At 60.6% G+C, this 23,308-nt stretch carries 22 protein-coding genes; 12 read left to right on the top strand and 10 right to left on the bottom strand.

Annotation, left to right across the window (positions count from 1 at the left end; translation table 11 throughout):
- The first annotated feature begins 242 nt into the window (after window positions 1-242).
- Window positions 243-1,142: a lipid A hydroxylase LpxO gene (lpxO, locus tag BXA01_RS02205; RefSeq protein WP_039764006.1), complete on the top strand. Its 900-nt coding sequence runs from the start codon at window positions 243-245 to the stop codon at window positions 1,140-1,142.
- Between the two features lie 131 nt (window positions 1,143-1,273).
- Here lpxO and ku read toward each other — a convergent pair whose 3' ends face one another.
- Window positions 1,274-2,140, bottom strand: coding sequence for a non-homologous end joining protein Ku (gene ku / locus BXA01_RS02200; protein WP_073474486.1), 867 nt, complete (start codon window positions 2,138-2,140; stop codon window positions 1,274-1,276).
- 188 nt (window positions 2,141-2,328) lie between these two features.
- On the opposite strand from ku, the gene BXA01_RS02195 reads away from it, so the two are divergent.
- The 4 genes from BXA01_RS02195 to nudC all read left to right on the top strand — a co-directional run bounded on the left by BXA01_RS02195 (window position 2,329) and on the right by nudC (window position 5,703).
- Entirely contained in the window at window positions 2,329-2,649 is a 321-nt protein-coding gene (locus BXA01_RS02195) for a hypothetical protein (RefSeq protein ID WP_076562984.1), read from the top strand.
- Between the two features lie 52 nt (window positions 2,650-2,701).
- Window positions 2,702-3,847, top strand: coding sequence for a PQQ-dependent sugar dehydrogenase (locus BXA01_RS02190; protein ID WP_076562982.1), 1,146 nt, complete (start codon window positions 2,702-2,704; stop codon window positions 3,845-3,847).
- Between the two features lie 205 nt (window positions 3,848-4,052).
- Entirely contained in the window at window positions 4,053-4,865 is an 813-nt protein-coding gene (locus BXA01_RS02185) for a crotonase/enoyl-CoA hydratase family protein (protein ID WP_076562980.1), read from the top strand.
- Window positions 4,866-4,872: 7 nt separating this feature from the next.
- On the top strand, window positions 4,873-5,703 hold the full coding sequence (nudC, locus tag BXA01_RS02180; protein ID WP_076562978.1) for an NAD(+) diphosphatase: 831 nt from the start codon (window positions 4,873-4,875) through the stop codon (window positions 5,701-5,703).
- Here nudC and BXA01_RS02175 read toward each other — a convergent pair.
- The 3 genes from BXA01_RS02175 to BXA01_RS02165 form a co-directional block, all read right to left on the bottom strand.
- Window positions 5,671-6,450 carry a TSUP family transporter gene (locus BXA01_RS02175; RefSeq protein WP_076562976.1) on the bottom strand — a complete coding sequence of 260 codons (780 nt, stop codon included), beginning with the start codon at window positions 6,448-6,450 and terminating at the stop codon, window positions 5,671-5,673. The genes nudC and BXA01_RS02175 overlap by 33 nt on opposite strands.
- A gap of 262 nt (window positions 6,451-6,712) precedes the next feature.
- The gene (locus tag BXA01_RS02170) at window positions 6,713-7,192 is read right to left on the bottom strand and encodes a nuclear transport factor 2 family protein (RefSeq protein ID WP_016774707.1); all 480 of its coding nucleotides are present in this window, start codon (window positions 7,190-7,192) and stop codon (window positions 6,713-6,715) included.
- Window positions 7,193-7,246: 54 nt separating this feature from the next.
- Window positions 7,247-7,810 (bottom strand): TetR/AcrR family transcriptional regulator, encoded by a 564-nt coding sequence (locus BXA01_RS02165; protein ID WP_076562975.1) that lies wholly within the window; start codon window positions 7,808-7,810, stop codon window positions 7,247-7,249.
- Between the two features lie 215 nt (window positions 7,811-8,025).
- On the opposite strand from BXA01_RS02165, the gene pssA reads away from it, so the two are divergent.
- Window positions 8,026-9,369 (top strand): CDP-diacylglycerol--serine O-phosphatidyltransferase, encoded by a 1,344-nt coding sequence (pssA, locus tag BXA01_RS02160; RefSeq protein WP_076562973.1) that lies wholly within the window; start codon window positions 8,026-8,028, stop codon window positions 9,367-9,369.
- Window positions 9,370-9,473: 104 nt separating this feature from the next.
- Here pssA and efeO (BXA01_RS02155) read toward each other — a convergent pair whose 3' ends face one another.
- Genes efeO (BXA01_RS02155) through efeU form a run of 4 tightly spaced genes read right to left on the bottom strand, consistent with a single transcriptional unit; the run spans window position 9,474 to window position 13,673 of the window.
- Window positions 9,474-10,298, bottom strand: coding sequence for an iron uptake system protein EfeO (gene efeO / locus BXA01_RS02155; RefSeq protein WP_076562971.1), 825 nt, complete (start codon window positions 10,296-10,298; stop codon window positions 9,474-9,476).
- A gap of 26 nt (window positions 10,299-10,324) precedes the next feature.
- On the bottom strand, window positions 10,325-11,623 hold the full coding sequence (gene efeB / locus BXA01_RS02150) for an iron uptake transporter deferrochelatase/peroxidase subunit (protein ID WP_076562969.1): 1,299 nt from the start codon (window positions 11,621-11,623) through the stop codon (window positions 10,325-10,327).
- Between the two features lie 17 nt (window positions 11,624-11,640).
- Window positions 11,641-12,825 (bottom strand): iron uptake system protein EfeO, encoded by a 1,185-nt coding sequence (efeO, locus tag BXA01_RS02145; RefSeq protein ID WP_076562967.1) that lies wholly within the window; start codon window positions 12,823-12,825, stop codon window positions 11,641-11,643.
- Between the two features lie 8 nt (window positions 12,826-12,833).
- Window positions 12,834-13,673 (bottom strand): iron uptake transporter permease EfeU, encoded by an 840-nt coding sequence (efeU, locus tag BXA01_RS02140; protein ID WP_041480384.1) that lies wholly within the window; start codon window positions 13,671-13,673, stop codon window positions 12,834-12,836.
- 273 nt (window positions 13,674-13,946) lie between these two features.
- Here efeU and BXA01_RS02135 point away from each other — a divergent pair, with 273 nt between their 5' ends.
- From BXA01_RS02135 to BXA01_RS02110, 6 genes are all read left to right on the top strand, one after another.
- Window positions 13,947-14,963, top strand: coding sequence for an AraC family transcriptional regulator (locus tag BXA01_RS02135; RefSeq protein ID WP_076562965.1), 1,017 nt, complete (start codon window positions 13,947-13,949; stop codon window positions 14,961-14,963).
- Between the two features lie 184 nt (window positions 14,964-15,147).
- Window positions 15,148-16,812, top strand: coding sequence for an AMP-binding protein (locus tag BXA01_RS02130; RefSeq protein WP_076562963.1), 1,665 nt, complete (start codon window positions 15,148-15,150; stop codon window positions 16,810-16,812).
- 18 nt (window positions 16,813-16,830) lie between these two features.
- Entirely contained in the window at window positions 16,831-17,592 is a 762-nt protein-coding gene (locus BXA01_RS02125) for an SDR family NAD(P)-dependent oxidoreductase (RefSeq protein ID WP_076562961.1), read from the top strand.
- Window positions 17,593-17,604: 12 nt separating this feature from the next.
- Entirely contained in the window at window positions 17,605-18,798 is a 1,194-nt protein-coding gene (locus BXA01_RS02120; protein ID WP_076562959.1) for an acetyl-CoA C-acyltransferase, read from the top strand.
- Between the two features lie 142 nt (window positions 18,799-18,940).
- The gene (locus BXA01_RS02115) at window positions 18,941-20,068 is read left to right on the top strand and encodes an acyl-CoA dehydrogenase (RefSeq protein WP_076562957.1); all 1,128 of its coding nucleotides are present in this window, start codon (window positions 18,941-18,943) and stop codon (window positions 20,066-20,068) included.
- A 15-nt stretch (window positions 20,069-20,083) separates the two neighbouring features.
- Window positions 20,084-20,857, top strand: coding sequence for an enoyl-CoA hydratase (locus BXA01_RS02110; protein ID WP_024012950.1), 774 nt, complete (start codon window positions 20,084-20,086; stop codon window positions 20,855-20,857).
- Window positions 20,858-20,950: 93 nt separating this feature from the next.
- Here the strand turns inward: BXA01_RS02110 and BXA01_RS02105 are convergent, their stop codons facing one another.
- Complete coding sequence (locus tag BXA01_RS02105; protein ID WP_076562955.1) at window positions 20,951-22,102, bottom strand: acyl-CoA dehydrogenase family protein; 1,152 nt, start codon at window positions 22,100-22,102, stop codon at window positions 20,951-20,953.
- A 3-nt stretch (window positions 22,103-22,105) separates the two neighbouring features.
- The gene (locus BXA01_RS02100) at window positions 22,106-23,212 is read right to left on the bottom strand and encodes an enoyl-CoA hydratase/isomerase family protein (RefSeq protein ID WP_076562953.1); all 1,107 of its coding nucleotides are present in this window, start codon (window positions 23,210-23,212) and stop codon (window positions 22,106-22,108) included.
- Window positions 23,213-23,308 lie beyond the last annotated feature (96 nt).

Raw genomic sequence — 23,308 nt, 5'->3', positions numbered from 1 at the left:
AACGGGCGTTTGTATGGATTCAAGTGGGCTAGAGCTTTACACGCAAACGCGCAAGACAGTTTTTCACAGTTGAGGGTTCACTATCGGTTACGAACTGTGGCTAAAATGCCACCCTTTCACCGAGCGCCCGGAAACGGCGCGGGCCATGGACGCGCCCTGTGCATCAAGACCGCTGCATAAGACGCTGGGCCTCAGGTCGCCACGCGCGCAGTTTGTTCACTTTTGACGTGTGACCCTTTTCCGTGAAACTCATCATTGCCGCTGTTTATGTCATCTCCATTGCTTACGTTCACTTGCGTGGACGCGTGCGCCACAAGCTGGGGCGGCAATTGAGTGACCACTCGACGTTCCTCGCGCCGATCAACTGCTTCCTCTATCTGTTTTCCAGGATGCCCAACAAACCGTATCTGAACCCGGCAGACTTTCCCGATCTGAGCCCGTTGCAGGCGCACTGGGAAGAGATTCGCGAGGAAGGCCAGAATCTGTTGCGTGCCGGCGAAATCAAGCGCTCGAATCAGTATGACGATGTCGGCTTCAACTCCTTCTTCAAGACCGGCTGGAAGCGCTTCTACCTCAAGTGGTACGGCGACAGTCACCCATCGGCGATGAAGCTGTGCCCACGCACCACCGAACTGGTGCAGAGCATCGGGTCGATCAAAGCGGCAATGTTTGCCGAGCTGCCACCGGGCTCCAAGCTGGTGCGCCATCGCGATCCTTACGCCGGTTCCTATCGCTATCACCTGGGTCTGGATACGCCGAACGATCCTGGCTGCTACATCAACGTCGACGGTGAGAACTATCACTGGCGCGATGGCGAAGCGGTGATGTTCGACGAGACGTTTATTCATTACGCCGAAAACACCACAGATCAGAATCGCATCATTCTGTTCTGCGATATCGAAAGGCCGTTGAAGTACCGCTGGGCAGCAGCGTTCAACCGCTGGTTCAGCCGCACGGTAATGTCAGCGGCAGGCGCGCCGAATGATGCGGGGGACAAGACTGGCGGCATCAACCGCTTGTTTACCAAAATCTACAAGATCCGTTTGCGCGGCAAAGAGCTGAAGAAGCGCAACCGTACGCGTTACTACTTGGAAAAATGGGCGATTTTTGCGGCGTTGTTGGCGATCTTTATTCTGATCTGAGACTTGCGGTGTCAGTAACGGCCTCGTCGCGAGCAAGCTCGCTCCCACATTTTGAAATGCGTTTCCCTGTGGGAGCGAGCCTGCTCGCGAAGGCGGCCTCACTTCAAACATACCTCTAGCAGGCCCAACGCTTACTCCCCGGACGCCTTCCGAGTCTTCTTCGCCGGCGCCGCCTTACTGGTTGATTTCGCCTTGGGCTTGGCCGGTGCCTTGCCACCGAGGCTGCGTTTGAGCAGCTCGGTCAAGTCGATAACATCGGCAGTCTTGCGTTCTTCCTCGCCAGTGGTGGTCTCGACGTCCTCGATCTTGCCTTCGTGGGCTTTTTTCTCGACCAGCGCCATGATCTTGTCTTCGAACTCGTCCTTGTAGTCCTCAGGCGACCACTCCGAGGTCATGTCTTCAACCAGACGTTTAGCCATGTCCAGCTCGCCCTTGGCCAGTTGCGGCTTGGTCACTTCGCTGCCCAGCGCCAGTTCATCAAGGCTGCGCACTTCCTGCGGCCAGCGCAGTTTCACCAGAACCAGCGCCGACTCCAGCGGCATCAACGCGGCTAGGTATTGACGGGTATGCAGGACAACGCGGGCGAGGGCGACCTTGTTGGTTTTGCTCAGGGTTTCGCGCAGCAATGCGTAGACCTTGCCGCCGCGCTTGTCAGGTGCCAGGTAGTAGGGCGTATCGATGTTCTGCAGCGGAATCTGTTCGGCGTCGACGAAAGAGAAAATATCGATGGTCTGCGTGGAAACCGGGTGCGCCGAGCGGATTTCTTCCTCGCTGAGCACCACGTAGCGGCCCTTTTCGTAGGCCACGCCTTTGACGATGTTTTCTTTGGTGACTTCCTTGCCGGTGACCTTGTTGATGCGTTTGTAGCCCACCGGGTCCATGCTGCGGCTGTCGAGCCAGTCGAAGTCCACGCCTTGGGACGACGTCGCTGAAACCAGCGCCACGGGGATGTGTACCAGTCCAAAACTGATTGCGCCTTTCCAGATTGCCCGAGCCATGACTTGTCCTCCGAGTGATGATCAGGTGACCCGTGGCGCGGTGAGAAAGTTTCCAGTGATTGCGCGGCTTCCAGCGGTACGGTCAAGCCGTGTTACATGTTGTTTAAAGCACGAGGGTTAACAAATCCGAACCCACGGCGTAGCGTGGGCTCCAAGGCTCTAGTCCACGCACATCGAGAGGTATTCCCATGAACCGGTTTCTGATTGGCATCGCCGTCCTCGCCCTAAGTGGTGTCCTGGTTCATGCCGATGTCGTGCTCGCACAAAGCCCCACCGGGAACAGCAACAATCCCTACAACAGCCCGATCCGCCGGGCCAATCCCAACAGCATGCAGGGCACCCAACCCAGCGTTCCGCCCCTTCGCGGGCCAAACACAGTTCCCGTGCCACGTCAGCCGACCGTTGAAAATCGCGGCATTGGCAATGGCCAGCCAATTCGCTCGGTGCCGAGCAATCCGCCAACCTTCATTCCCAACCCGCCCCCACGGGGCACCGGCAGCAACCGTTGAACGGCAGGACTGATGTTCTGTCAGCCTTTCACACGAAAAAAAGGAATCGTGCATGTTGCGTAAAACCCTACTAGCCACCTGCTGCGCCGCCGCGCTGATCAGTGCCCCGGCCTTCGCCGCTGCGCCCAAAGAGCTGAAAAGCGAGCAGGGCACTCTTGAAGTCACCACCATTGCCCAAGGCCTGGAACATCCTTGGGCGCTGGCGTTTCTGCCTGATCAGAAGGGCATGCTGGTTACCGAACGCCCGGGACATCTGCGCGTTGTGAGCAAGGACGGCAAACTGTCGGAGCCGATCAGTGGCGTGCCGCAAGTCTGGGCCAAAGGGCAGGGCGGTTTGCTTGATGTGGCGCTGTCGCCAGACTTCAAGCAGGACCGCATGGTCTATCTGTCGTATGCCGAAGGCGGCGGTGAGGGCGGCAAGGCTGGTACGGCGGTAGGGCGCGGACGGCTTTCCGATGACCTGAAGACGTTGAAGGACTTCAACGTGATCTTCCGTCAGGAACCGAAACTCTCAGTGAGCAACCACTTCGGTTCGCGGCTGGTGTTCGATCGCGACGGGTATCTGTTCATCACCCTCGGTGAAAACAACGATCGGCCGACTGCGCAGGATCTCGACAAGTTGCAAGGCAAAGTCGTACGCATCTTCCCGGATGGCAAGGTGCCGGACGATAACCCTTTCGTCGGCCAATCCGGTGTCCGGCCTGAAATCTGGTCCTATGGCCTGCGCAACCCGCAGGGCGCGGCGCTCAATCCATGGACCGGCACGCTGTGGGAGAACGAGCACGGGCCACGTGGCGGCGACGAAGTGAACATCATCGAACGTGGCAAGAACTACGGCTGGCCGTTGGCGACCCATGGCATCAATTACTCGATGCAGCCGATTCCTGAGGCCAAGGGCAAAACCGCTGAAGGCACCGTGGCGCCGCATCATGTCTGGGAAAAATCCCCCGGGGTTACCGGCATGGCCTTCTATGACGCGGATCGCTTCACGCCGTGGCAGCACAACGCGTTTATCGGCGCACTGGTGACCCAGGAGCTGATTCGCCTGCAGTTCGATGGCGACAAGGTGGTCCATGAGGAGCGTTTGCTGGGTGAGTTGAATCAGCGTATCCGTGACGTGCGCCAAGGACCGGATGGCTATCTGTATGTGCTGACAGATGAAGAGAATGGCTCGCTTTACAGGCTGGGGCTGAAATAACTGCGTGCGGTGAATGATCCGACGCCTTCGCGAGCAGGCTCGCTCCCACATTGAAATGCAGTCTCCCTGTCGGAGCGAGCCTGCTCGCGAAGAGGCCCGCGCATCTTGCGCAGACTTCGGGCAGTCCCGCATTTGGCCGAACCGCCGCCCCGTTGCCTTGTTATAGTTCATGGCTTATTTCCCAGCCCGGTAAAGGATCACTGCCATGACTCAATACTCCGCCTTCAGCGTCGAACTGGCCGACAACATCGCCCATGTGCAGATCAATCGCCCGGAAAAGATCAACGCAATGAACGCGGCGTTCTGGAGCGAGATTGTCGAAATCTTCCAGTGGATCGACGATACCGACGAAGTCCGCGTGGTGGTCCTTAGTGGAAACGGCAAGCATTTTTCATCGGGCATCGACCTGATGATGCTCGCCGGCGTCGCCAATGAACTGGGCAAGGACGTGGGCCGCAACGCGCGCCTGCTGCGGCGCAAGATCCTCAATCTGCAAGCCTCGTTCAACGCCGTCGACAACTGCCGCAAACCGGTGCTTGCTGCGATTCAGGGCTATTGCCTGGGCGGGGCGATCGATCTGATCTCGGCTTGTGACATGCGTTATGCCGCCGAGGACGCGCAATTTTCCATCAAGGAAATTGACATCGGCATGGCCGCTGACGTCGGTACGCTGCAACGGTTGCCGCGAATCATCGGAGACGGCATGCTGCGTGAGCTGGCTTACACCGGTCGCACCTTTGGCGCCGAGGAAGCGCGCAGCATGGGCCTGGTCAATCGCGTCTACAGCGACAAAGACACACTGCTCGAAGGCGTGTTCGACATTGCCCGCGACATCGCGGCGAAGTCGCCGATTGCCGTGACCGGCACCAAGGAAATGATCAGCTACATGCGCGACCACCGAATCGACGATGGTCTCGAATACGTTGCCACCTGGAACGCCGCCATGCTGCAATCCACCGATCTGCGCGTGGCCATGGCCGCCCACATGAGCAAACAGAAACCCGAATTTCTGGATTGAGTTAACCATGATCTCTCGCTGGACCACAGCAGTACTCGACACCGATCAACCCGGCGGCTGGGCCGTAGCGCGCAGCCCGGAAGGCTTTCTGTTCGATGACAACGGCGCACTGTTCCCGCGCGAGTGGCTCAAGCGCCAGGACCTTCCAGTCCTCGCCGAGCATGGGATTGGTCATTTGGATGGCGAACCGGTCTATCTGCTTGAGTTGCGCAGTGTCAGCGAAGTGCCCGGATGCGGCTGGAAAGGCCTGCGAGCGTTCATGCTCGAAGGCGATCACACGCTGTACAAAGTGCTCGGTTATGCCGCACAGATCGGCACTTGGGCTCGCGAACACCGCTTCTGCGGCAACTGCGGGCAGCCGATGACGCAAGTGCCGCGTGAACGAGCGATGTATTGCCAGCCGTGCGATCTGCGCAGTTATCCGCGCATTTCACCAAGCATGATCGTGCTGATCACCCGTGGCGACGAAATCCTTCTGGCGCGCTCGCCGCGTTTCGTCACCGGGGTTTACAGCACGCTGGCCGGTTTCGCCGAGCCGGGGGAATCGGCCGAGGATTGCCTGATTCGCGAAGTGCGTGAAGAAGTGCAGATCGAAGTAAAGAACATCCAGTACATCGGCAGCCAGTGCTGGCCGTTCCCGCATTCGATGATGCTCGGCTTCCATGCCGAATATGCCGGTGGCGAGATTGTCTGTCAGGAAGACGAGATCGAGGACGCTCAGTGGTTCAACGTGCATGACTTGCCGCCGTTGCCGGCGTCGCGTTCGATTGCCCGTTACCTGATCGACGTCTACGTCGCGCGGCACTTAGGCCACGCTGAACCAGTGCTGCCAGGCTAGGCGCACAGTCAGGCCAAGCACTACGGTGATGAACACTGGACGAATGAATTTGGCGCCGCCGCTGATCGCGGTGCGCGCGCCAAAGAACGCTCCGACCATCACCGACAGGCCCATGCACAAGCCAATGATCCAGTCGACTTGTCCGGAGAAGATGAACACCGACAGCGCCGCGATGTTGCTGACAAAGTTCATGCTCCGCGCCACGCCGCTGGCCTTGACCAGGTCGATCGGGTACAGCAGCAGACTGCTCACGGTCCAGAATGCGCCCGTGCCGGGGCCGGCCACGCCATCGTAGAAGCCGAGGCTGAAGCCCTGGGTCGATTGCCACTTTTTTTTGATCGGCGCGTCGCTGTCCAGCGGCGCTTTCGGCGTGCCGCCAAACAGCAAATACAGGCCACAGGCGAAAACGATCACCGGCAGCATCTTGTTCAGCCACTCGGCCGGCAGGTAATGCGCAACCACCGCGCCAGTGAGCGCACCGATCAGTGTGCCGACAATGGCGTGGGTCCACTGGCGTGGATGAAACAGTTTGCGTTTGTAGAAGGTGAAGCTGGCGGTCGCCGAACCGAAGGTCGAGCTCAGCTTGTTGGTGCCCAGAACCAGATGCGGCGGCAGGCCCGCCGTCAGCAGCGCCGGCGTGGTCAACAGACCGCCACCGCCCGCAATGGCATCGATGAAACCGGCAAGGAAAGCAACAGCAGCCAGAATGGCCAGGGTGGTGAGGTCAACGCTGAGTTCGAAAGGCATGGAGTCGGCTTATTCGGCAAGGCGCAGAACGTGGGCTGCGGGGAGGGCGGTTATGTTACCTGTATCCAACTGTTGCGGCGAGCCGTAGGGCTTCTTCGCGAGCAGGCTCGCTCCCACACATGCGGTGCCTTACGCAACATCAAGTTTCAGAACAAAACCATTGTAGGAGTGAGCCTGCTCGCGATGGCGGCTCGTCAGACGTGAAGATGTCACAGACACGCTATCGCGAGCAGGCTCACTCCTACATGGGACCATGTTCGGCTTAGAGACCGAGTTCACTCAGCCCCGGATGATCATCCGGCCGGCGGCCCAGCGGCCAGTGGAATTTGCGCTCGCTTTCCTTGATCGGCATGTCATTGATACAGGCATAGCGTTGGAACATCAGGCCGTTGTCGTCGAACTCCCAGTTCTCGTTACCGTACGAGCGGAACCAGTTGCCCGAATCGTCGTGCCATTCATAGGCATAACGCACCGCGATACGCGTATCGGAGTAGGCCCAGAGTTCTTTGATCAAGCGATAATCCAGTTCCTTCGCCCATTTGCGCGTCAGAAACGCCTTGGCCTCTTCGCGGTTGTTGGCGAACTCGGCGCGATTGCGCCACTTGGTATCGAGGGTGTAAGCGAGCGACACCTTTTCCGGATCGCGGCTGTTCCAGCCATCCTCGGCGAGGCGCACCTTCTCGATCGCTGACGCGTGGTTGAACGGCGGCAATGGCGGACGTACCTGGGCTGCAGTCGACATGTTCAATCTCCTGATTCATTTAATGTATGAACAACAAGTCCGGCTTATTGAGAGTTACAGGCCCAATAACTTTCGCGCCATGCATTGCGCATTATCGGCGGCACTGTGATCACCCATCACAAGCGCTACGGTAATGGCGCCTTCAATCAGGATCAGCAACTGTCTGGCCAGCAGTTGCGGATCCTCGGCGCCATATTCGGTACATAGCTCGCACACGTAGTCGAGCAGCTTCTGTTTGTGTTCTTTGGCCACCAGCCGCACTGGATCCTGTGGATCACCGGTTTCGCCGCTGGTGTTGATAAAGGCGCAGCCGCGAAAGCCTTCCGAGTCGAACCAGCCCTTGAGCACGGTAAACAGGTTGAGCAGGCGCTCGGCCGGGGTTTCGGCCTGGTCGACAGCACTTGTGAACCAGTGCATCCAGCGAACATCGCGTCGCTGAAGGGCCGCGACAACCAGTGCGTCCTTGTCGGCAAAGTAACGGTAGATGCTTTTTCTGGAGACGCCGGCGGTCTTCACCAGAAGATCCATGCTGGTGGCAGCGATGCCACTTTTGTAGATCAACTTTTCGGTGACATCCAGAATGATGTCGCGTGTGTCATTGCTGATTGATTCGTTCATGCGGCGAACAGTAGAACGAGTGTTCTCCTTGGTCAAGCGATTTTCTTCGGCGTGTGTGAAAACGCTTTCGCGAGCACGCTCGCTCCCACAGGGGAATGCATTTCAACGGTGGGAGCGAGCCTGCTCGCGAAGGGGCCGTTACTGACACTGACAAGACCCGGCGCAGACGATGGTGTAAGCTCTCAAACTCTTCGGAATCGAACCTTGCGAGCCTTATGCCGTTGCTTTTCAAACGTTCTCTGCTGCCTAAACTGCGCAGCTTCGCGCTGACCGCCGAGGCGGTGAGCATTCTGTCCAGTGCTGCCGAATTCCGACGCTGCCTGCTCGAGCAAATCGCCGCAGCGACCCAGCGGATCTACATCGTCGCGCTGTATTTGCAGCAGGACGAAGCCGGTCAGGAAATCCTCGATGCCCTGCACGCGGCCAAGCTCAAGCGTCCCGAGCTGGAAATCGCCGTGGTGGTCGACTGGTTGCGCGCCCAGCGCGGTTTGATTGGCGCCGGTAAGCAGCCGGGCAACGCCGCCTGGTATCAGGACATGACCCGCACGCACCAGAGCGAAGTGCCGATCTACGGCGTGCCGGTGCAGACCCGCGAGCTGTTCGGCGTGCTGCACCTCAAAGGCTTCGTGATTGACGACAAGGTGGTCTACAGCGGCGCCAGCCTCAACAACGTCTATCTGCACAAACTCGACAAGTACCGTTTCGACCGTTACCACGTGCTGCACAGTCGCCAGCTGGCGGATTCGATGCATCACCTGGTCAAGCATGGCCTGATCGAATCGAAAGCCGTGCATCGCCTTGACCTGCCGAACCTGCCGAGCACGCGCAGCCTGCGCAACGACATCGGCGACCTGCGCAGCCGTCTCAAGTACGCGACCTATGACACCGGCGCCGGCAGCACCAGCCGAGAAGGGTTGTCGGTCACGCCACTGCTCGGCGTCGGCAAGAACAACCCGCTGAACCGGGCGATTCTCGAGCTGATCGCCAGCGCGCAAAAGCAGCTGACCATCTGCACTCCGTACTTCAACCTGCCCCTGGGCGTGATCCGTGAGATCAATCGAGCGCTGGCCCGTGGCGTGAAGATCGATATCGTGGTCGGCGACAAGACCGCCAACGATTTCTACATTCCGCCGAGCGAGCCGTTCAAGGTGATCGCTGCGCTGCCGTATCTATACGAAATCAGCCTGCGCCGCTTCGCCAAACGCCATCAGCACAGTATCGACAGCGGCCAGTTGAACCTGCACTTGTGGCGTGACGGCGACAACACCTATCACCTCAAGGGCATGTGGATCGATCAGCGTTACACCTTGCTGACCGGCAACAACCTCAACCCGCGCGCATTTCGCCTCGACCTGGAAAACGCGCTGCTGATCGAAGACCCGAAAGGCGAGTGGCTGGAGCCACGGGCGAAAGAGCTGGAAAACATCTTCCGCCATACCACGCGGATCGATAACTTCCAGACGCTTGAAACGCTGCCGGATTACCCGGCAGGGGTGGCGAAGTTTCTCAAACGGGTGAGTCGGGTAAGGATTGAGCGGTTGCTGTACAGGATTCTCTAGCGCGTCCGGAATTGCTTTCGCGAGCAGGCTCGCTCCCACAGGGATTGCATTCCAACTGTGGGAGCGAGCCTGCTCGCGAAGGGGCCAGACCAGAGGCTAAAAAATCAGTTCAGACCCAACTTCCCGCGCATCATCGACAAATCCTCTGCCAGCGTATTCACCGGCCCGACCAGCGCTTTGCGGTCGTTGTCCTTCACTTTGTCGTAGGTCTCAAAGCCGCCATCTGCCGTTTTGTACTTGGCGAGGATCTTGTCGACCGTGGCGAAGTTCTTGTCGACCTTGGCAACAAACGCCTTGTCCTGCTGTTCGATCTGCGGGCGGAACAGGTCGACGATTTTCTTGGCGCCGTCGATATTGCCTTGGAAGTCGTACAGGTCGGTGTGGCTGTAGCGGTCCTCCTCGCCGGAAATCTTCGTCGCCGCGACTTCTTCCAACAGCGCAGCAGCGCCACCGACGACTTTCTCCGGCGGGAAGGTCAGACCGGCCACACGGGTTTGCAGGTCCTGCACGTCTTTGTTCAAACCGTCGGCCAATGCATCCAGACCCTTGGTGGTTTTTTCCGCGAACAACGAATATTCGATGCGATGGAAGCCGGTGAAGTCTTCAGCCTGTACGCCTTTTTCGTGGTCATCGACGCGCGAGTCGATGGACGCATCGAGATCGCTGAACAGCTCGGCGATCGGCTCGATCGACTCGTAATACACCCGCGTCGGCGCGTAGAGCTTCTGCGCGGTGGCGAGATCGCCTTTCTTCACCGCGTCGGTGAACTGCTGGGTGTGGCTGGCCAGTTCATCGAGCTTTTCGGTGACGTAAATCTTGTAGTCCGACACCGGCCCCACCAGATCCAGCGGCGCAGTCGCGGCGAACGCCGACAGCGGGGTGTTGAGCAAACCAAGGGTCAGCAATAACGCGAGTGGCGTCTTTTTCATGGGGCGGCTCCAGTGTCGGTTGGGTGTCATGCGGTTTTGTTTTGGGAGGTGGCAGCCAGTAACGAGCGACCGATGAAATCGTCATCGCCGGTAGCGCCGGGCAGGGTGAAGAAATAACCACCGCCGACCGGTTTGAGGTATTCCTCAAGCGGTTCGCCGTTGAGGCGGGTTTGCACGGTGATAAAGCCTTTTTCCAGATCGGCCTGATAGCAGATGAACAGCAGGCCCATGTCGAGCTGGCCGTTCTTGTTGACGCCGTTGGAGTAGTTGAACGGCCGGCGCAGGATCAGATTGGCCTGGGTCGCGGCGGTGCGCGGGTTGGCCAATCGGATGTGCGCGTCGAGTTTGGTCAGCTTGCCGGCCGGGTCTTTGCTGTAATCCGGCACTTCGCTTTCCTTGTGGCCGCCGATGGGCGCGCCGCTGCTCTTGACCCGGCCGAGAATGCTTTCCTGCTCCTGCAAGGGCGTGCGATCCCAGCGCTCGACGAAGTTGCGGATGATGCGCACCGCTTGATAACTGCCGTGGGCAGCCCAAGCCGGTTCGTCACTGTCCGGCTGTACCCAGACAATCCGCTCCATGGCCTTGGCGTCGTTGGAATCGGGGTTGGCCGAACCGTCGCGAAAACCGAGAAAGTTGCGCGCCGACTGCGCCGGCACACCGGGTTTGGCCGGTGCTTGCGGCGGGACGCTGCCTTCCTGTTTCCAGCGCACCAGCAACAGATCAGGCAGGTTTTTGACGATGTCGCGCAGGGCGTGAATGTTCGTGTCGGCGGTGTTGGCGCAGAACTGCAGGCTCAGGTCGCCATGGCAGCAATCGGCGTCCAAGGCATCGTTGGGGAAGCCAACCATGCGTTGCAGACGCTTGGGCTTTGCCGCCGCCAGACCGAAGCGCTCGTCGAACAGCGAATCGCCGACGGAAACGGTGATGGTCAGGTTGTCCGGGGTGACCACCGGGCCGAGGATGCCAGAGTCCAGCGGCGGCAGTTTCGGGTCGATCTGCGCGACCGGGCCGCCCTTCATCAAAAACGCGATGCGTTCGTTGAGGGTGCGGAACAGCCGCTCAAGGTCTTCGCGATCGCTGGCCAGCACATCGAACGCCACCAGCATCCCGGAGGCCGGGCGCGGGGTGACGATGCCGGTCTGGTGCAGACCGTGGAAATCGTGGCGGTCTTCGGTCTTGTCGCTGCTCGGCGCTTCGGTAACTTGCGCAGGCAGCGCGGCCATGGCCGGGCAACTCAGCGCCGATCCGGCAAGGGCGACGCCGGCGGCGCCCATGCCCATCAGCACGCGGCGCCGTTGCAGGTTGAGAGGTTCTGAATCGTTCATCTGTCGTGGTCTTCTGCTTACAGGCCGGAAAGGCCGAGGGCGGGGTCGATGCCATCCATTGCCGTGGCCAGAGCCTTGGCTTTGGCGGCGATCTGCTGGCGTTGCGCGGCGGTCACGGCGTCGTAACTGACGTAGCCATCGGCGGATTTGAACGCGTTGAGCTGGTTGTCGAAGTCACTCATGGCCCGGTCGACATTCGCCAACACGTCAGCGGAGGATTTGCTCAGCATCGGGCGCAACAGGTCGACGACCTTGCGCGCGGTCTGCGCGTTGGCGGCGAAACCGTTGAGATCGCTGTGGCTGTAGCGTTCTTCCTCGCCGCTGCCGGCGCGCACCTCGGCGAGGCTGTTGAGGTTGCGCACGACGATGCCCACCAGTTGCTCCGGCGGCAGTGACTGCGCGAGCAACTGTTGCTTGAGGGTGGTGACATCTGCGAGCAAGCGCTGGGCAATCGGCGTGACATCGTCGAGATTGCGCTGCTGGAACAGCGCGTATTCGAGGCGATGGAAACCGACGAACGCCGGATCCTGCTCGCGCTTTTCGAAATAATCGGCGCGGGCATTGATCTGATTGTCCAGCTCGGCCAGGCGCTGCGCCGCCGGCGCCAGACGCTGATAGGCAGCACGCGCCGGCAGGTACAACGCTTGCGCCTGTGCCAGATCGCCACTGGCGATCGCCTGATTCAGCGCCGTCGCCGCTTTGATCAACGCGCTGCCCTGAACGGCCAGATACACGCGAAATTCCGACAGCGGCCCGACGAAAGCCACCATCGACGGCTTGGCCTTGGCGGCGGCATCGGAAGCGGCCGTCGGTGTGACGTGCAAAGTGCCGCGCGGGTTGCTGAGCAAGCCGCAAGTGATCGCATAGTCGCCCGGTTGCAGGTTGGCGTTGATCACCTGGCTCAGGCCCGGCGCGATGTTTTCCCGCTCTTCGACCACCAGCACGCCGTCGAGAATTTCCCACTCGACCGCACGCTCGGAGCGGTTGACGATGCGGAAACTGGCGCGGCCGGCCGGCACCGTCAGTGCGTTCGGCTCGCAACTGTGTGGATGGATGTTGACGACGATTTCGTCGTGGTTGTGCTGACGCTTGGCGGCGGCCATGTTCGAGGCGTACCAGAACAGCCCGCCGGCGGCGATCATCAGCAGCACCGAGCCGGCCAGCGCCCAACGCAGGGCCGGAGGGGTTTGGGTAGTAGACATGAAGGGCCTTATTGGCTGGAAACGGAAGTGGTTGGCGTCGCCTGGCGAGGCGCGGGCATGAAGAACATCACCAGTGCCAGCAGCAGATAAATCAGGTACGCGCCCAAGGTGCTGACGGTCGGCGCATCCTGATAACCGAACATGCCGGCCAGCACCGAGCCCAGCGGGCCGTCCATCGGCAGCGTCGCGCTGAAGTCGAAAAGCACCGTTTGCAGGTGATTCCACAGCCCGGCTTCATGCAGCGCCTGCACCGAGTTGGCGAGAATCCCGGCGGCGACCACGAGGATGAACAATCCGGTCCACTTGAAGAACGCCGAAAGATTGAGGCGCATGCTGCCGCTGTAGATCAGGAAACCGACGATCACCGCCAGGATCAGGCCGAGCAGGGCGCCAATCGGCGCGCCCGGGCCTTCGCTTTGCTGGAACACGGCGAGCAGGAAGAACACCGTTTCCAGGCCCTCGCGAGCGACGGCGAAGAAAACCATGGCGATCAAGGCAATCACCTGATGCCTGGATTGCGTCAGCGCTTGATCCAGCGAGGCTTGCAGCGAGTGCTTGATCGACCGCGCGACCTTGCGCATCCAGAACACCATCGAACTGAGAATGCCCACGGCGACCAGACCGACCACGCCTTCGAACAACTCCTGCTGCTTTTGCGGGAATTCAGCGCTCACCAACTCCAGGCCACCGCCGACCAGCAGGGCAAGGGCGGCGGCGAGGAAGACGCCGATCCATACGGCCGGCATCCATTGGCCACGGCCGGTCTGCTGCAAATAACTGGCAATGATGCCGACGATAAGCGCGGCCTCGATGCCTTCGCGCAACATGATCAAAAAGGGAACGAGCATTGGCGAGCCACAGCGATTTAGATAGGAGGCTAAGTTGTAACATAATGACACTCATTGCCAAATGGCATTCATTGACATTTAGCTGAACCTTAGCTGAACAACTGTGATTGCTGTGGGAGCGAGCCTGCTCGCGAATGAGGTATGCCTGTGACATTTCTTTATCTGACACACCGCGTTCGCGAGCAGGCTCGCTCCCACATTGGTCCTGCGGTGACTTCAGCAGCTGGGTTAAGATGCCCACCATCCAAAAAACAACAAGGTTCACCTCGCTCCATGGCGGAAAAAGACACCATTGCCATTCAACTGGTGCGCGAAGCGCTGCTGCAGAGTTGTGCCCCGGGCGCGGCGACGGATGAGGCGTTGACCAAGGTCGGCATCGATCCGGCTTTGTTAGCGGCCGATGAGGGCAGGGTGCCGGCCTCGCAATACGCCAAACTCTGGCGCCTGCTGGCACGACGCTGTGATGACGAGTTCTTCGGCATGGACCCGCGCCCGCTCAAGTCCGGCAGCCTGGCATTTTTGTGTCGCAGCGCCATGGCGCAACCGACGCTGGCGGCGGCGCTGGATACCGGTCTGACGTTCCTGTCGCTGATGCTGGAAAAACTGCCGGCGCAACTGGCGCATCAGCAGAGCCTTGCGGAAATCGTCCTGCTCGAAGACGACGCCGAACCGCGCCGCGCCTTCACGTATTTTACTTACTGGATGATCGTGCACGGCGTCGCGTGCTGGCTGGCCGGGCGGCGGATTCCGATTCTGGCGATTGAACTGCGCTGCGCCGAACCGGATTTCACTGACGACTATCGGGTGATGTTTTCGGAAAACCTGCGCTTCGAACGTCCGCGCACACGAATGATCTTTTCCGCTGATTGCCTCGATCTGCCGATCAAGCGCAGCGCCGAAGAGCTGAAACGCTTTCTGGCCCAGGCGCCGGCGAACATTCTGGTCAAATACCGCGACCCCGACAGCCTCGCCAGCCGGATCAAGCAGGATCTGCGGCAGCTCCCCGCCGAGCAATGGCCGGAAACCGAGGCGCTGGCTCAGCAACTGTGCATGTCCGCGTCGACATTACGCCGCCGTCTGGCCGAGGAAGGGCAGACCTATCAGGGCCTCAAGGACAGCGTGCGCAAGGAGCTGGCAATCACTTGGCTGGCAGAGCCTTCGATCAGTTTCGTCGAGATTGCTGCACGCCTGGGTTTTGCTGATGCCAGTTCGTTCTACAAGGCGTTTCGCAAGTGGTCCGGGTCGAACCCGGGGCATTACCGCACACTGATCCTCAATGAGGTGGTCTGACCCGACGCCTTCGCGAGCAGGTTCGCTCCCACCCAGGGCCGCGTGACGATTCCCCTTAAAAGGCTTGGCCAAACCAGTCAGCCACTTTGATAACTTTGACCATTGCCCCAAGCCCTGCGCGGCGCGACTATCCCTGTGTTGTTTACGGTTCCCAGCCTAATAAAAACACCGAGGGATTCTGGCAATGCGCGATTACTTGTCTGCCACCGAACAGTTCAACTATCAGCACACCGTCGATGCATCGCTCAGCGGCACGCTCGCTGCGCTCAACGCCTGCGTGGAATGTTGCGACCGCCATGCCTTGCCCGGGCGCATTGCGTTGTTCTGGGAAGGTCGCGACGGCTCAAGTGCGACTTACACCTTCACTGATCTGCAAGACAAAGCCGCGCGTTTCGCCAATTTCCTCCTCGCCCAGGGCGTGCAGAAGGGCGATAAAGTCGCCGGCCTGCTGCCGCGCAACGTCGAATTACTCATCACTGTGCTCGCCACCTGGCGCATCGGCGCGGTGTATCAGCCGCTATTCACCGCATTCGGGCCGAAAGCTCTTGAACATCGCCTGAACAGTTCCGGGGCGAAAGTCGTGGTGACCGATGCGGTCAATCGCCCCAAGCTCAGTGAAGTCAGCGCATGCCCGACCATCGTCACCGTGTGCGGTGCCAAAGGGCAGGGCATCGTTCGCGGTGATTTCAGTTTCTGGGCTGAGCTGGCCAACTATTCCAATGTTTGCGAACCGGTGTTACTGACCGGCGAAGACCCGTTTCTGCTGATGTTCACCTCGGGCACCACGGGCCCTGCGAAAGCGCTGTCAGTGCCGCTCAAAGCCATCGTCGCCTTCCAGAGCTACACCCGTGATGCGGTGGACCTGCGCCCTGAAGACGCGTTCTGGAATGTCGCCGATCCGGGCTGGGCCTACGGCATTTATTTCGGCGTCACCGGGCCGTTGGCGCTGGGCCACCCGATTACCTTCTACGATGGCCCGTTCACCCTCGAAAGCACCTGTCGGGTGATCAACAAATACGGCATTACCAATCTCACCGGCTCGCCCACTGCCTATCGTTTGCTGATTGCCGGTGGCGAGGAGTTTGCCAGATCGATCAAGGGCAAACTGCGCATCGTCAGCAGCGCCGGTGAACCGCTGAACCCGGAAGTGATCCGCTGGTTCGCCGACAACCTCGACGTGGTCATCCACGACCATTACGGCCAGACCGAACTGGGCATGGTGCTGTGCAACCACCACGGCCTTGAGCACCCCGTGCATATCGGCGCCGCTGGTTTTGCTTCGCCGGGCCATCGCATCGTCGTGCTCGATGAGCAGTACAACGAACTCGGCGTCGGTCAACCCGGCATTCTCGCCATCGACCGCCCGCAGTCGCCGATGTGCTGGTTCGGTGGCTACGAAGGCGCGCCGACCAAGGCCTTCGTCGGCAACTACTATCTAAGCGGCGACACCGTGGAGTGGAACCCGGACGGCAGCATCAGCTTCGTCGGCCGCAGTGATGATGTGATCACTACTTCGGGCTACCGCGTCGGCCCGTTCGACGTGGAAAGTGCCCTGATCGAACACCCGGCCGTGATCGAAGCGGCGGTCGTCGGCAAGCCCGACCCCGAGCGCACCGAACTGGTCAAAGCCTTTGTCGTGCTGAGCGCGCAGTACCGCGCCGCGCCGGAGCTGGCCGAAGAACTGCGCCAACACGTACGCAAGCGTCTGGCCGCGCATTCGTACCCGCGTGAAATCGAATTTGTCAGCGAATTGCCCAAAACCCCGAGTGGCAAATTGCAGCGCTTTATCTTGCGCAACCAGGAAATCGCCAAGGCTCAAGAGGCCGCGGCGCACAACGTTTCAGCTTGAATCCAAGGAAACACCGTCATGCAGATCGAGAACAAGGTTTTTATCGTCACCGGCGGCGCGTCAGGCCTCGGTGCCGCCAGCGCTGAATTGCTGGTCAGTGCGGGCGCCAAAGTCATGCTGGTCGACATGAACGCCGAAGCCGTCGCCGCTCAGGCTCAGCGCCTGGGTGCGCAAAGTGTAGTTGCCGACATCAGCAATGAAGCCGCCGCCGAAGCCGCTGTGCAGGCGACCGTTGCCGCGTTTGGCAGCGTCAATGGCCTGGTCAATTGCGCCGGCATCGTCCGTGGCGAAAAAATCCTCGGCAAGAACGGCCCGCACGCCCTGAGCAGTTTCGCGCAAGTGATCAACGTCAACCTGATCGGCAGTTTCAACATGCTGCGCCTGGCCGCTGCGGCGATCGCCGAGAGCGAAGCCAATGCTGACGGCGAGCGTGGCGTGATCATCAACACCGCCTCGGTAGCAGCGTTTGATGGTCAGATTGGCCAGGCCGCGTACTCGGCTTCGAAAGGCGCAATCGCCAGCCTGACCCTGCCGGCCGCCCGCGAACTGGCGCGCTTCGGCATCCGCGTGATGACCATCGCACCGGGCATTTTCGAAACGCCGATGATGGCCGGCATGACCCCGGAAGTGCGCGATTCGCTGGCCTCGGGTGTGCCATTCCCGCCGCGTCTGGGCAAGCCTGCCGAATATGCCGCGCTGGTGCGCCACATCATCGAAAACAGCATGCTCAATGGCGAGGTGATCCGTCTCGACGGCGCCTTGCGCATGGCCGCCAAGTAAGGAGGATTAGTCATGACTATGTCCAACGATCCGATTGTTATCGTCAGCGCTGTCCGCACACCGATGGGCGGTTTTCAGGGCGAGTTGAAAAGCCTTACCGCACCGCAACTCGGCGCGGCGGCAATCCAGGCTGCGGTCGAACGCGCCGGTGTCGCCAGTGATGCGGTTGATGAAGTGCTGTTTGGTTGCGTACTGCCCGCCGGCCTCGGCCAGGCGCCGGCACGTCAGGCTGCGCTGGGTGCCGGGCTGGATAAATCGACGCGCTGCACCACGGTCAACAAGATGTGCGGCTCGGGCATGCAGACCACCATCATGGCCCACGACATGCTGCTTGCCGGCAGTGCCGACGTGGTGATCGCTGGCGGCATGGAAAGCATGTCCAACTCGCCGTACCTGCTCGACCGCGCCCGCGCCGGCTATCGCATGGGCCATGGCCGCGTGCTCGATTCGATGTTCCTCGACGGCCTCGAAGACGCCTATGACAAGGGCCGCCTGATGGGCACCTTCGCTGAGGATTGCGCCGAGACCAACGGCTTCAGCCGCGAGGCGCAGGACGCTTTCGCCATTACCTCGACCACCCGCGCGCAACAGGCGATCAAGGACGGCAGCTTCAAGGACGAAATCGTCCCGCTGACGGTGACCGTCGGCAAAGAGCAGGTAGTGATCAGCAACGATGAGCAGCCGCCAAAAGCCAAACTCGACAAGGTTGCCTCGCTGAAACCGGCGTTCCGCGACGGTGGCACGGTCACCGCGGCCAACTCCAGCTCGATTTCCGACGGCGCGGCGGCGTTGGTGCTGATGCGCCAGTCCCACGCGCAGCAACTGGGCCTCAAGCCACTGGCGGTGATTCATGGCCACGCTGCGTTCGCTGATACCCCTGGCCTGTTTCCCACCGCACCGATTGGAGCGATAAAGAAACTGGTGAAGAAGACCGGTTGGACGCTGGATCAGGTGGATCTGTTTGAAGTGAACGAAGCGTTCGCCGTGGTCGGCATGGCGGCGATGACGCACCTGGAGATTCCCCACGACAAGCTCAACGTGCACGGCGGCGCCTGCGCGCTGGGCCATCCGATCGGCGCATCGGGGGCGCGGATCCTGGTGACGTTGCTCGCGGCGCTGCGGCAGAAACAGCTCAAGCGCGGCATTGCAGCGATCTGCATTGGCGGCGGCGAAGCTACGGCCATGGCTGTGGAATGCGTCTATTGAGGTTGACAGTTGACCTTGTGGGAGCGGGCTTGCCCGCGATGGCAATGGATCAGTCACCATCAATGTTGGATGTGACGGCCTCATCGCTGGCAAGCCAGCTCCCACAGGTTATGTGGTTGTTTGGAAGAATTAAGGAATCACCATGATCCCCAACGAAGACCAGACCCAGATCCGCGACATGGCCCGGCAGTTTGCCGAGGAACGGCTCAAGCCGTTCGCCGCTGAGTGGGATCGCGAACACCGTTTCCCCAAGGAAGCCATCGCCGAGATGGCCGAGCTGGGCTTTTTCGGCATGCTCGTGCCGGAGCAGTGGGGCGGCTGTGAAACTGGCTACCTGGCCTACGCCATGGCCCTGGAAGAAATCGCCGCCGGCGACGGTGCGTGCTCGACGATCATGAGCGTGCACAACTCGGTCGGCTGCGTGCCGATTCTCAAGTTCGGCAATGACGACCAGCGCGAGCGCTTCCTCAAACCATTGGCCAGCGGCGCCATGCTCGGCGCCTTCGCGCTGACCGAACCGCAGGCCGGTTCCGATGCCAGCAGCCTGAAAACCCGCGCGCGGCTGGACGGCGATCACTACGTGCTCAACGGCTGCAAACAGTTCATCACCTCCGGGCAGAACGCCGGCATCGTGATCGTGTTCGCCGTGACCGACCCGAGCGCCGGCAAACGCGGGATCAGCGCGTTTATCGTGCCGACCGACTCCCCAGGCTACAAAGTCGCGCGGGTCGAAGACAAACTCGGCCAGCACGCGTCCGACACCTGCCAGATTCTTTTTGAAGATGTGAAAGTGCCGGTCGCCAACCGCCTTGGCGAGGAGGGCGAAGGCTACAAGATCGCCTTGGCCAACCTCGAAGGCGGCCGCGTCGGTATCGCCTCGCAAGCTGTCGGCATGGCCCGCGCTGCGTTCGAAGCTGCCCGCGACTATGCCCGTGAGCGTGACACCTTCGGCAAGCCGATCATCGAGCATCAGGCCGTGGCGTTCCGCCTGGCGGACATGGCCACGCAAATTGCCGTTGCCCGGCAAATGGTGCATTACGCCGCAGCCTTGCGCGACAGCGGCCAACCGGCGCTGGTTGAGGCGTCGATGGCCAAGCTGTTCGCTTCGGAAATGGCCGAGAAGGTCTGTTCCATGGCCTTGCAAACCCTCGGCGGTTACGGTTACCTCAACGACTTCACGCTGGAACGCATCTACCGCGACGTGCGCGTCTGCCAGATCTACGAAGGCACCAGCGACATTCAGCGCATGGTCATTTCGCGCAATCTCTGACAAGGAATTTTATTCATGACTTACGAAACGATTCTGCTGGAAACCCGCGACCGCGTCGGCCTGATCACCCTCAATCGGCCGCAGGCACTGAACGCGTTGAACGCGCAACTGGTCAGCGAAGTGAACCACGCGCTCGATACGCTGGAAGCCGATGCGCACATTGGCTGCATCGTCCTCACCGGTTCGAAAAAAGCTTTCGCCGCTGGCGCCGACATCAAGGAAATGGCTGAGCTGACCTATCCGCAGATCTACATGGACGATCTGTTCAGCGACAGCGATCGCGTGGCCAACCGGCGCAAGCCGATCATCGCCGCGGTCAATGGTTTTGCCCTCGGCGGCGGCTGTGAACTGGCGCTGATGTGCGACTTCATTCTGGCTGGCGACAACGCCAGATTCGGCCAGCCGGAAATCAACCTCGGCGTGCTGCCGGGCATGGGCGGCACCCAGCGCCTGACCCGCGCCGTGGGCAAAGCCAAAGCCATGGAAATGTGCCTGAGCGGACGCATGATCGACGCGGTAGAAGCCGAGCGCTGCGGCATCGTCGCCCGAATCGTGCCGAGCGATGAGCTGCTTGATGAGGCGCTGAAAGTCGCAGCGGTGATCGCCGGCAAGTCACTGCCGATTGCGATGATGATCAAGGAGAGCGTCAACCGCGCGTTCGAGGTCAACCTGACCGAGGGTGTGCGTTTCGAGCGGCGGGTGTTCCATGCCGCGTTTGCGACGCAGGATCAGAAGGAAGGGATGGCGGCGTTTATTGCCAAGCGTGAGGCTGCATTCCAAGGCAAATAGATGCGGTGCCTAAGCTGACGCTTTCGCGAGCAGGCTCGCTCCCACTAGGGATGTCCACCGTCCCATGTGGGAGCGAGCCTGCTCGCGAAGCTTTTACAACTGATAGTTCTTCAAATCCCGCGCAATCACCATCCGCTGTATCTCGCTCGACCCTTCATAGATCTGGGTAATCCGCGCGTCGCGGTAGTACTTCTCGACCGGGTAATCTTCCAGATAGCCATAGCCGCCATGAATCTGGATCGCCGACGAACAGACCTTCTCGGCCATTTCCGAAGCGAACAGCTTGGCCTGCGAAGCCTCGGACAAGCATGGTTTGCCCGCCGTTCTCAACCGTGCTGCATGGAGGATCAGCAACCGCGCGGCGTTGATTTGCATGTGCATGTCAGCCAGCAGATTGGCAATGCTCTGGTGCTCGATGATCGGCTTGTCGAATTGCACCCGGTCTTTCGAGTAGGCCAGCGCCGCTTCAAACGCTGCCCGGGCGATGCCCAACGCTTGCGCCGCGATACCAATGCGTCCGCCTTCAAGGTTGGACAGGGCAATCGCCAGGCCTTTGCCACGCTCGCCGAGCAGGTTGGCCTCGGGGATGCTGCAGTTGTTCAATGTCACCGCGCAGGTATCGGAGGCGCGGATGCCCATTTTGTGTTCGGTGCGATCGACGAGGAAACCCGGCGTGTCGGTCGGCACCAGAAACGCCGACAGGCCTTTCTTGCCCAGCTCCGGGTCGGTCACGGCGAAGACGATCGCCAGTTTCGCCCGTTTGCCATTGCTGACGAATTGCTTGGCACCGTTGATCACCCATTGGCCGTCGCGCAGTTCGGCGCGGGTGCGCAGGTTGTGCGCTTCGGAACCGGCCTGGGGCTCGGTCAGGCAGAAGCAACCGATGGTCTGCCCACTGGCCAGATCGGCCAGCCAGGTTTGTTTCTGTTCGTCGCTGCCGTAGTTGAGCACCGGGCCGCAGCCGACCGAGTTGTGGATGCTCATGAACGCGCCGGTCGCGCCGTCACCGGCAGAGATTTCCTCGACGGCCAGCGCGTAGGCGACGTAATCGACGTAGGTGCCACCCCATTCCTCAGGCACGACCATGCCGAGCAAGCCCAACTCGCCCATCTTCGCCACCAAGGCGTCGTCGATCCAGCCGGCCTTTTCCCAAGCCTGGGCGTGGGGCGCGATTTCGCCACGGGCAAAATCCCGGGCCATGTCGCGGATCATCACTTGTTCTTCAGTCAGTTCGAGATCGTGCATGACTCAGCTCCCGCTCTCATCAAAACCATGGAAGAAACTCGCCACCTGCGCAGCGTCCAGCTCGGCAACGGTAGGCGGGTTCCAGCGCGGTGACTTGTCCTTGTCGATCAACAGGGCGCGCACGCCTTCGATCAGGTCGCCACGGGCAAACCACTGGCGGTCCAGATGCAGCTCCAGAGCAAAGCAGTTCTCCAGACTCAAATGTCTGCCGCGACGGAGCATTTCCAGGGTCACGGCCATGGCCAGCGGCGAGCGGGTTTCCAGCAGATCCGCCGTGCTGACTGCCCATTCGTGGCTGTCGGCGACAGTGACGGCGCGCAATTGCTCGATCATGCTTGGCACGTCAGGCAGGGCGAAAAAGTGGTCGATGGCCGGGCGCAGCGCCTCGAGTGGTGCGTCCGGCAGAGTTTGCACGGCGTGCTTGGCCAGCAGGTTCTGCAGCGACTTCAGCGGCGTGTCCTGCCACTCCATCTGATCGAGTTTTTCGTCGAGCAGGGCCTGTTTGCTGCTGTCCAGATACCAGTCGGCGAGGCCGCAGTACAGCGCATCGGCGGCGCGAATCTGCACGCCGCTGACGCCCAGATAAATCCCCAGTTCACCGGGAATGCGTGGCAGGAAATAACTGCCGCCGACGTCGGGGAAATAACCGATGGCCACTTCCGGCATCGCCAGACGGCTCTTTTCGGTGACCACACGCAGATCGGCGCCTTGCACCAGGCCCATGCCGCCGCCAAGAACGAATCCGTCCATCAGGGCCAGCACCGGTTTGCGGTAGTGATGAATCGTCAGGTCGAGGGCGTATTCCTCGACGAAGAAATCTTCGTGCAGCGTGTCGCCGCTCTTGTAGCTGTCGTACAGCGAACGAATATCGCCGCCGGCGCAGAAAGCCTTTTCGCCGGCACCGCGCAATACCACGGCGTGCACATCGGCGTCAGACGCCCAGGCATCAAGCTGCTGTTGCAGCAGACGCACCATGTCGAGGGTGATTGCATTGAGGCCCGCAGGGCGGTTGAGGGTCAGGTGGCCGATATGGTTGCGCACCTCGGCCAGCACGTCGTTTTGCATGGCATCCATGGACGGGGTCCGCCGGGATGAAGCCTGAGCTGTCATCTGTAACTCCCTGCTTTTTATTGTCTTTATTCGAAAAGCCCGCGCGCGGGCGTTAGCGGATCGTAACAGTGCAAATTTGTCGTGTACAACGGGGAT

The organism is Pseudomonas sp. B10 (assembly GCF_900156235.1).
GTDB lineage: Bacteria > Pseudomonadota > Gammaproteobacteria > Pseudomonadales > Pseudomonadaceae > Aquipseudomonas > Aquipseudomonas siliginis.
The sequence above is the reverse complement of the archived record's forward strand: the minus strand, read 5'-3'. Positions and strand labels throughout refer to the sequence as shown.

Excerpts from the sequence above, each read along its gene's own strand:
- ku (WP_073474486.1), bottom strand. The coding sequence starts at position 2,140 with ATGGCTCGGGCAATCTGGAAAGGCGCAATCAGTTTTGGACTGGTACAC.
- BXA01_RS02195 (WP_076562984.1), top strand. The coding sequence starts at position 2,329 with ATGAACCGGTTTCTGATTGGCATCGCCGTCCTCGCCCTAAGTGGTGTC.
- BXA01_RS02190 (WP_076562982.1), top strand. The coding sequence starts at position 2,702 with ATGTTGCGTAAAACCCTACTAGCCACCTGCTGCGCCGCCGCGCTGATC.
- BXA01_RS02185 (WP_076562980.1), top strand. The coding sequence starts at position 4,053 with ATGACTCAATACTCCGCCTTCAGCGTCGAACTGGCCGACAACATCGCC.
- nudC (WP_076562978.1), top strand. The coding sequence starts at position 4,873 with ATGATCTCTCGCTGGACCACAGCAGTACTCGACACCGATCAACCCGGC.
- BXA01_RS02175 (WP_076562976.1), bottom strand. The coding sequence starts at position 6,450 with ATGCCTTTCGAACTCAGCGTTGACCTCACCACCCTGGCCATTCTGGCT.
- BXA01_RS02170 (WP_016774707.1), bottom strand. The coding sequence starts at position 7,192 with ATGTCGACTGCAGCCCAGGTACGTCCGCCATTGCCGCCGTTCAACCAC.
- BXA01_RS02165 (WP_076562975.1), bottom strand. The coding sequence starts at position 7,810 with ATGAACGAATCAATCAGCAATGACACACGCGACATCATTCTGGATGTC.
- pssA (WP_076562973.1), top strand. The coding sequence starts at position 8,026 with ATGCCGTTGCTTTTCAAACGTTCTCTGCTGCCTAAACTGCGCAGCTTC.
- efeO (WP_076562971.1), bottom strand. The coding sequence starts at position 10,298 with ATGAAAAAGACGCCACTCGCGTTATTGCTGACCCTTGGTTTGCTCAAC.
- efeB (WP_076562969.1), bottom strand. The coding sequence starts at position 11,623 with ATGAACGATTCAGAACCTCTCAACCTGCAACGGCGCCGCGTGCTGATG.
- efeO (WP_076562967.1), bottom strand. The coding sequence starts at position 12,825 with ATGTCTACTACCCAAACCCCTCCGGCCCTGCGTTGGGCGCTGGCCGGC.
- efeU (WP_041480384.1), bottom strand. The coding sequence starts at position 13,673 with ATGCTCGTTCCCTTTTTGATCATGTTGCGCGAAGGCATCGAGGCCGCG.
- BXA01_RS02135 (WP_076562965.1), top strand. The coding sequence starts at position 13,947 with ATGGCGGAAAAAGACACCATTGCCATTCAACTGGTGCGCGAAGCGCTG.
- BXA01_RS02130 (WP_076562963.1), top strand. The coding sequence starts at position 15,148 with ATGCGCGATTACTTGTCTGCCACCGAACAGTTCAACTATCAGCACACC.
- BXA01_RS02125 (WP_076562961.1), top strand. The coding sequence starts at position 16,831 with ATGCAGATCGAGAACAAGGTTTTTATCGTCACCGGCGGCGCGTCAGGC.
- BXA01_RS02120 (WP_076562959.1), top strand. The coding sequence starts at position 17,605 with ATGACTATGTCCAACGATCCGATTGTTATCGTCAGCGCTGTCCGCACA.
- BXA01_RS02115 (WP_076562957.1), top strand. The coding sequence starts at position 18,941 with ATGATCCCCAACGAAGACCAGACCCAGATCCGCGACATGGCCCGGCAG.
- BXA01_RS02110 (WP_024012950.1), top strand. The coding sequence starts at position 20,084 with ATGACTTACGAAACGATTCTGCTGGAAACCCGCGACCGCGTCGGCCTG.
- BXA01_RS02105 (WP_076562955.1), bottom strand. The coding sequence starts at position 22,102 with ATGCACGATCTCGAACTGACTGAAGAACAAGTGATGATCCGCGACATG.
- BXA01_RS02100 (WP_076562953.1), bottom strand. The coding sequence starts at position 23,212 with ATGACAGCTCAGGCTTCATCCCGGCGGACCCCGTCCATGGATGCCATG.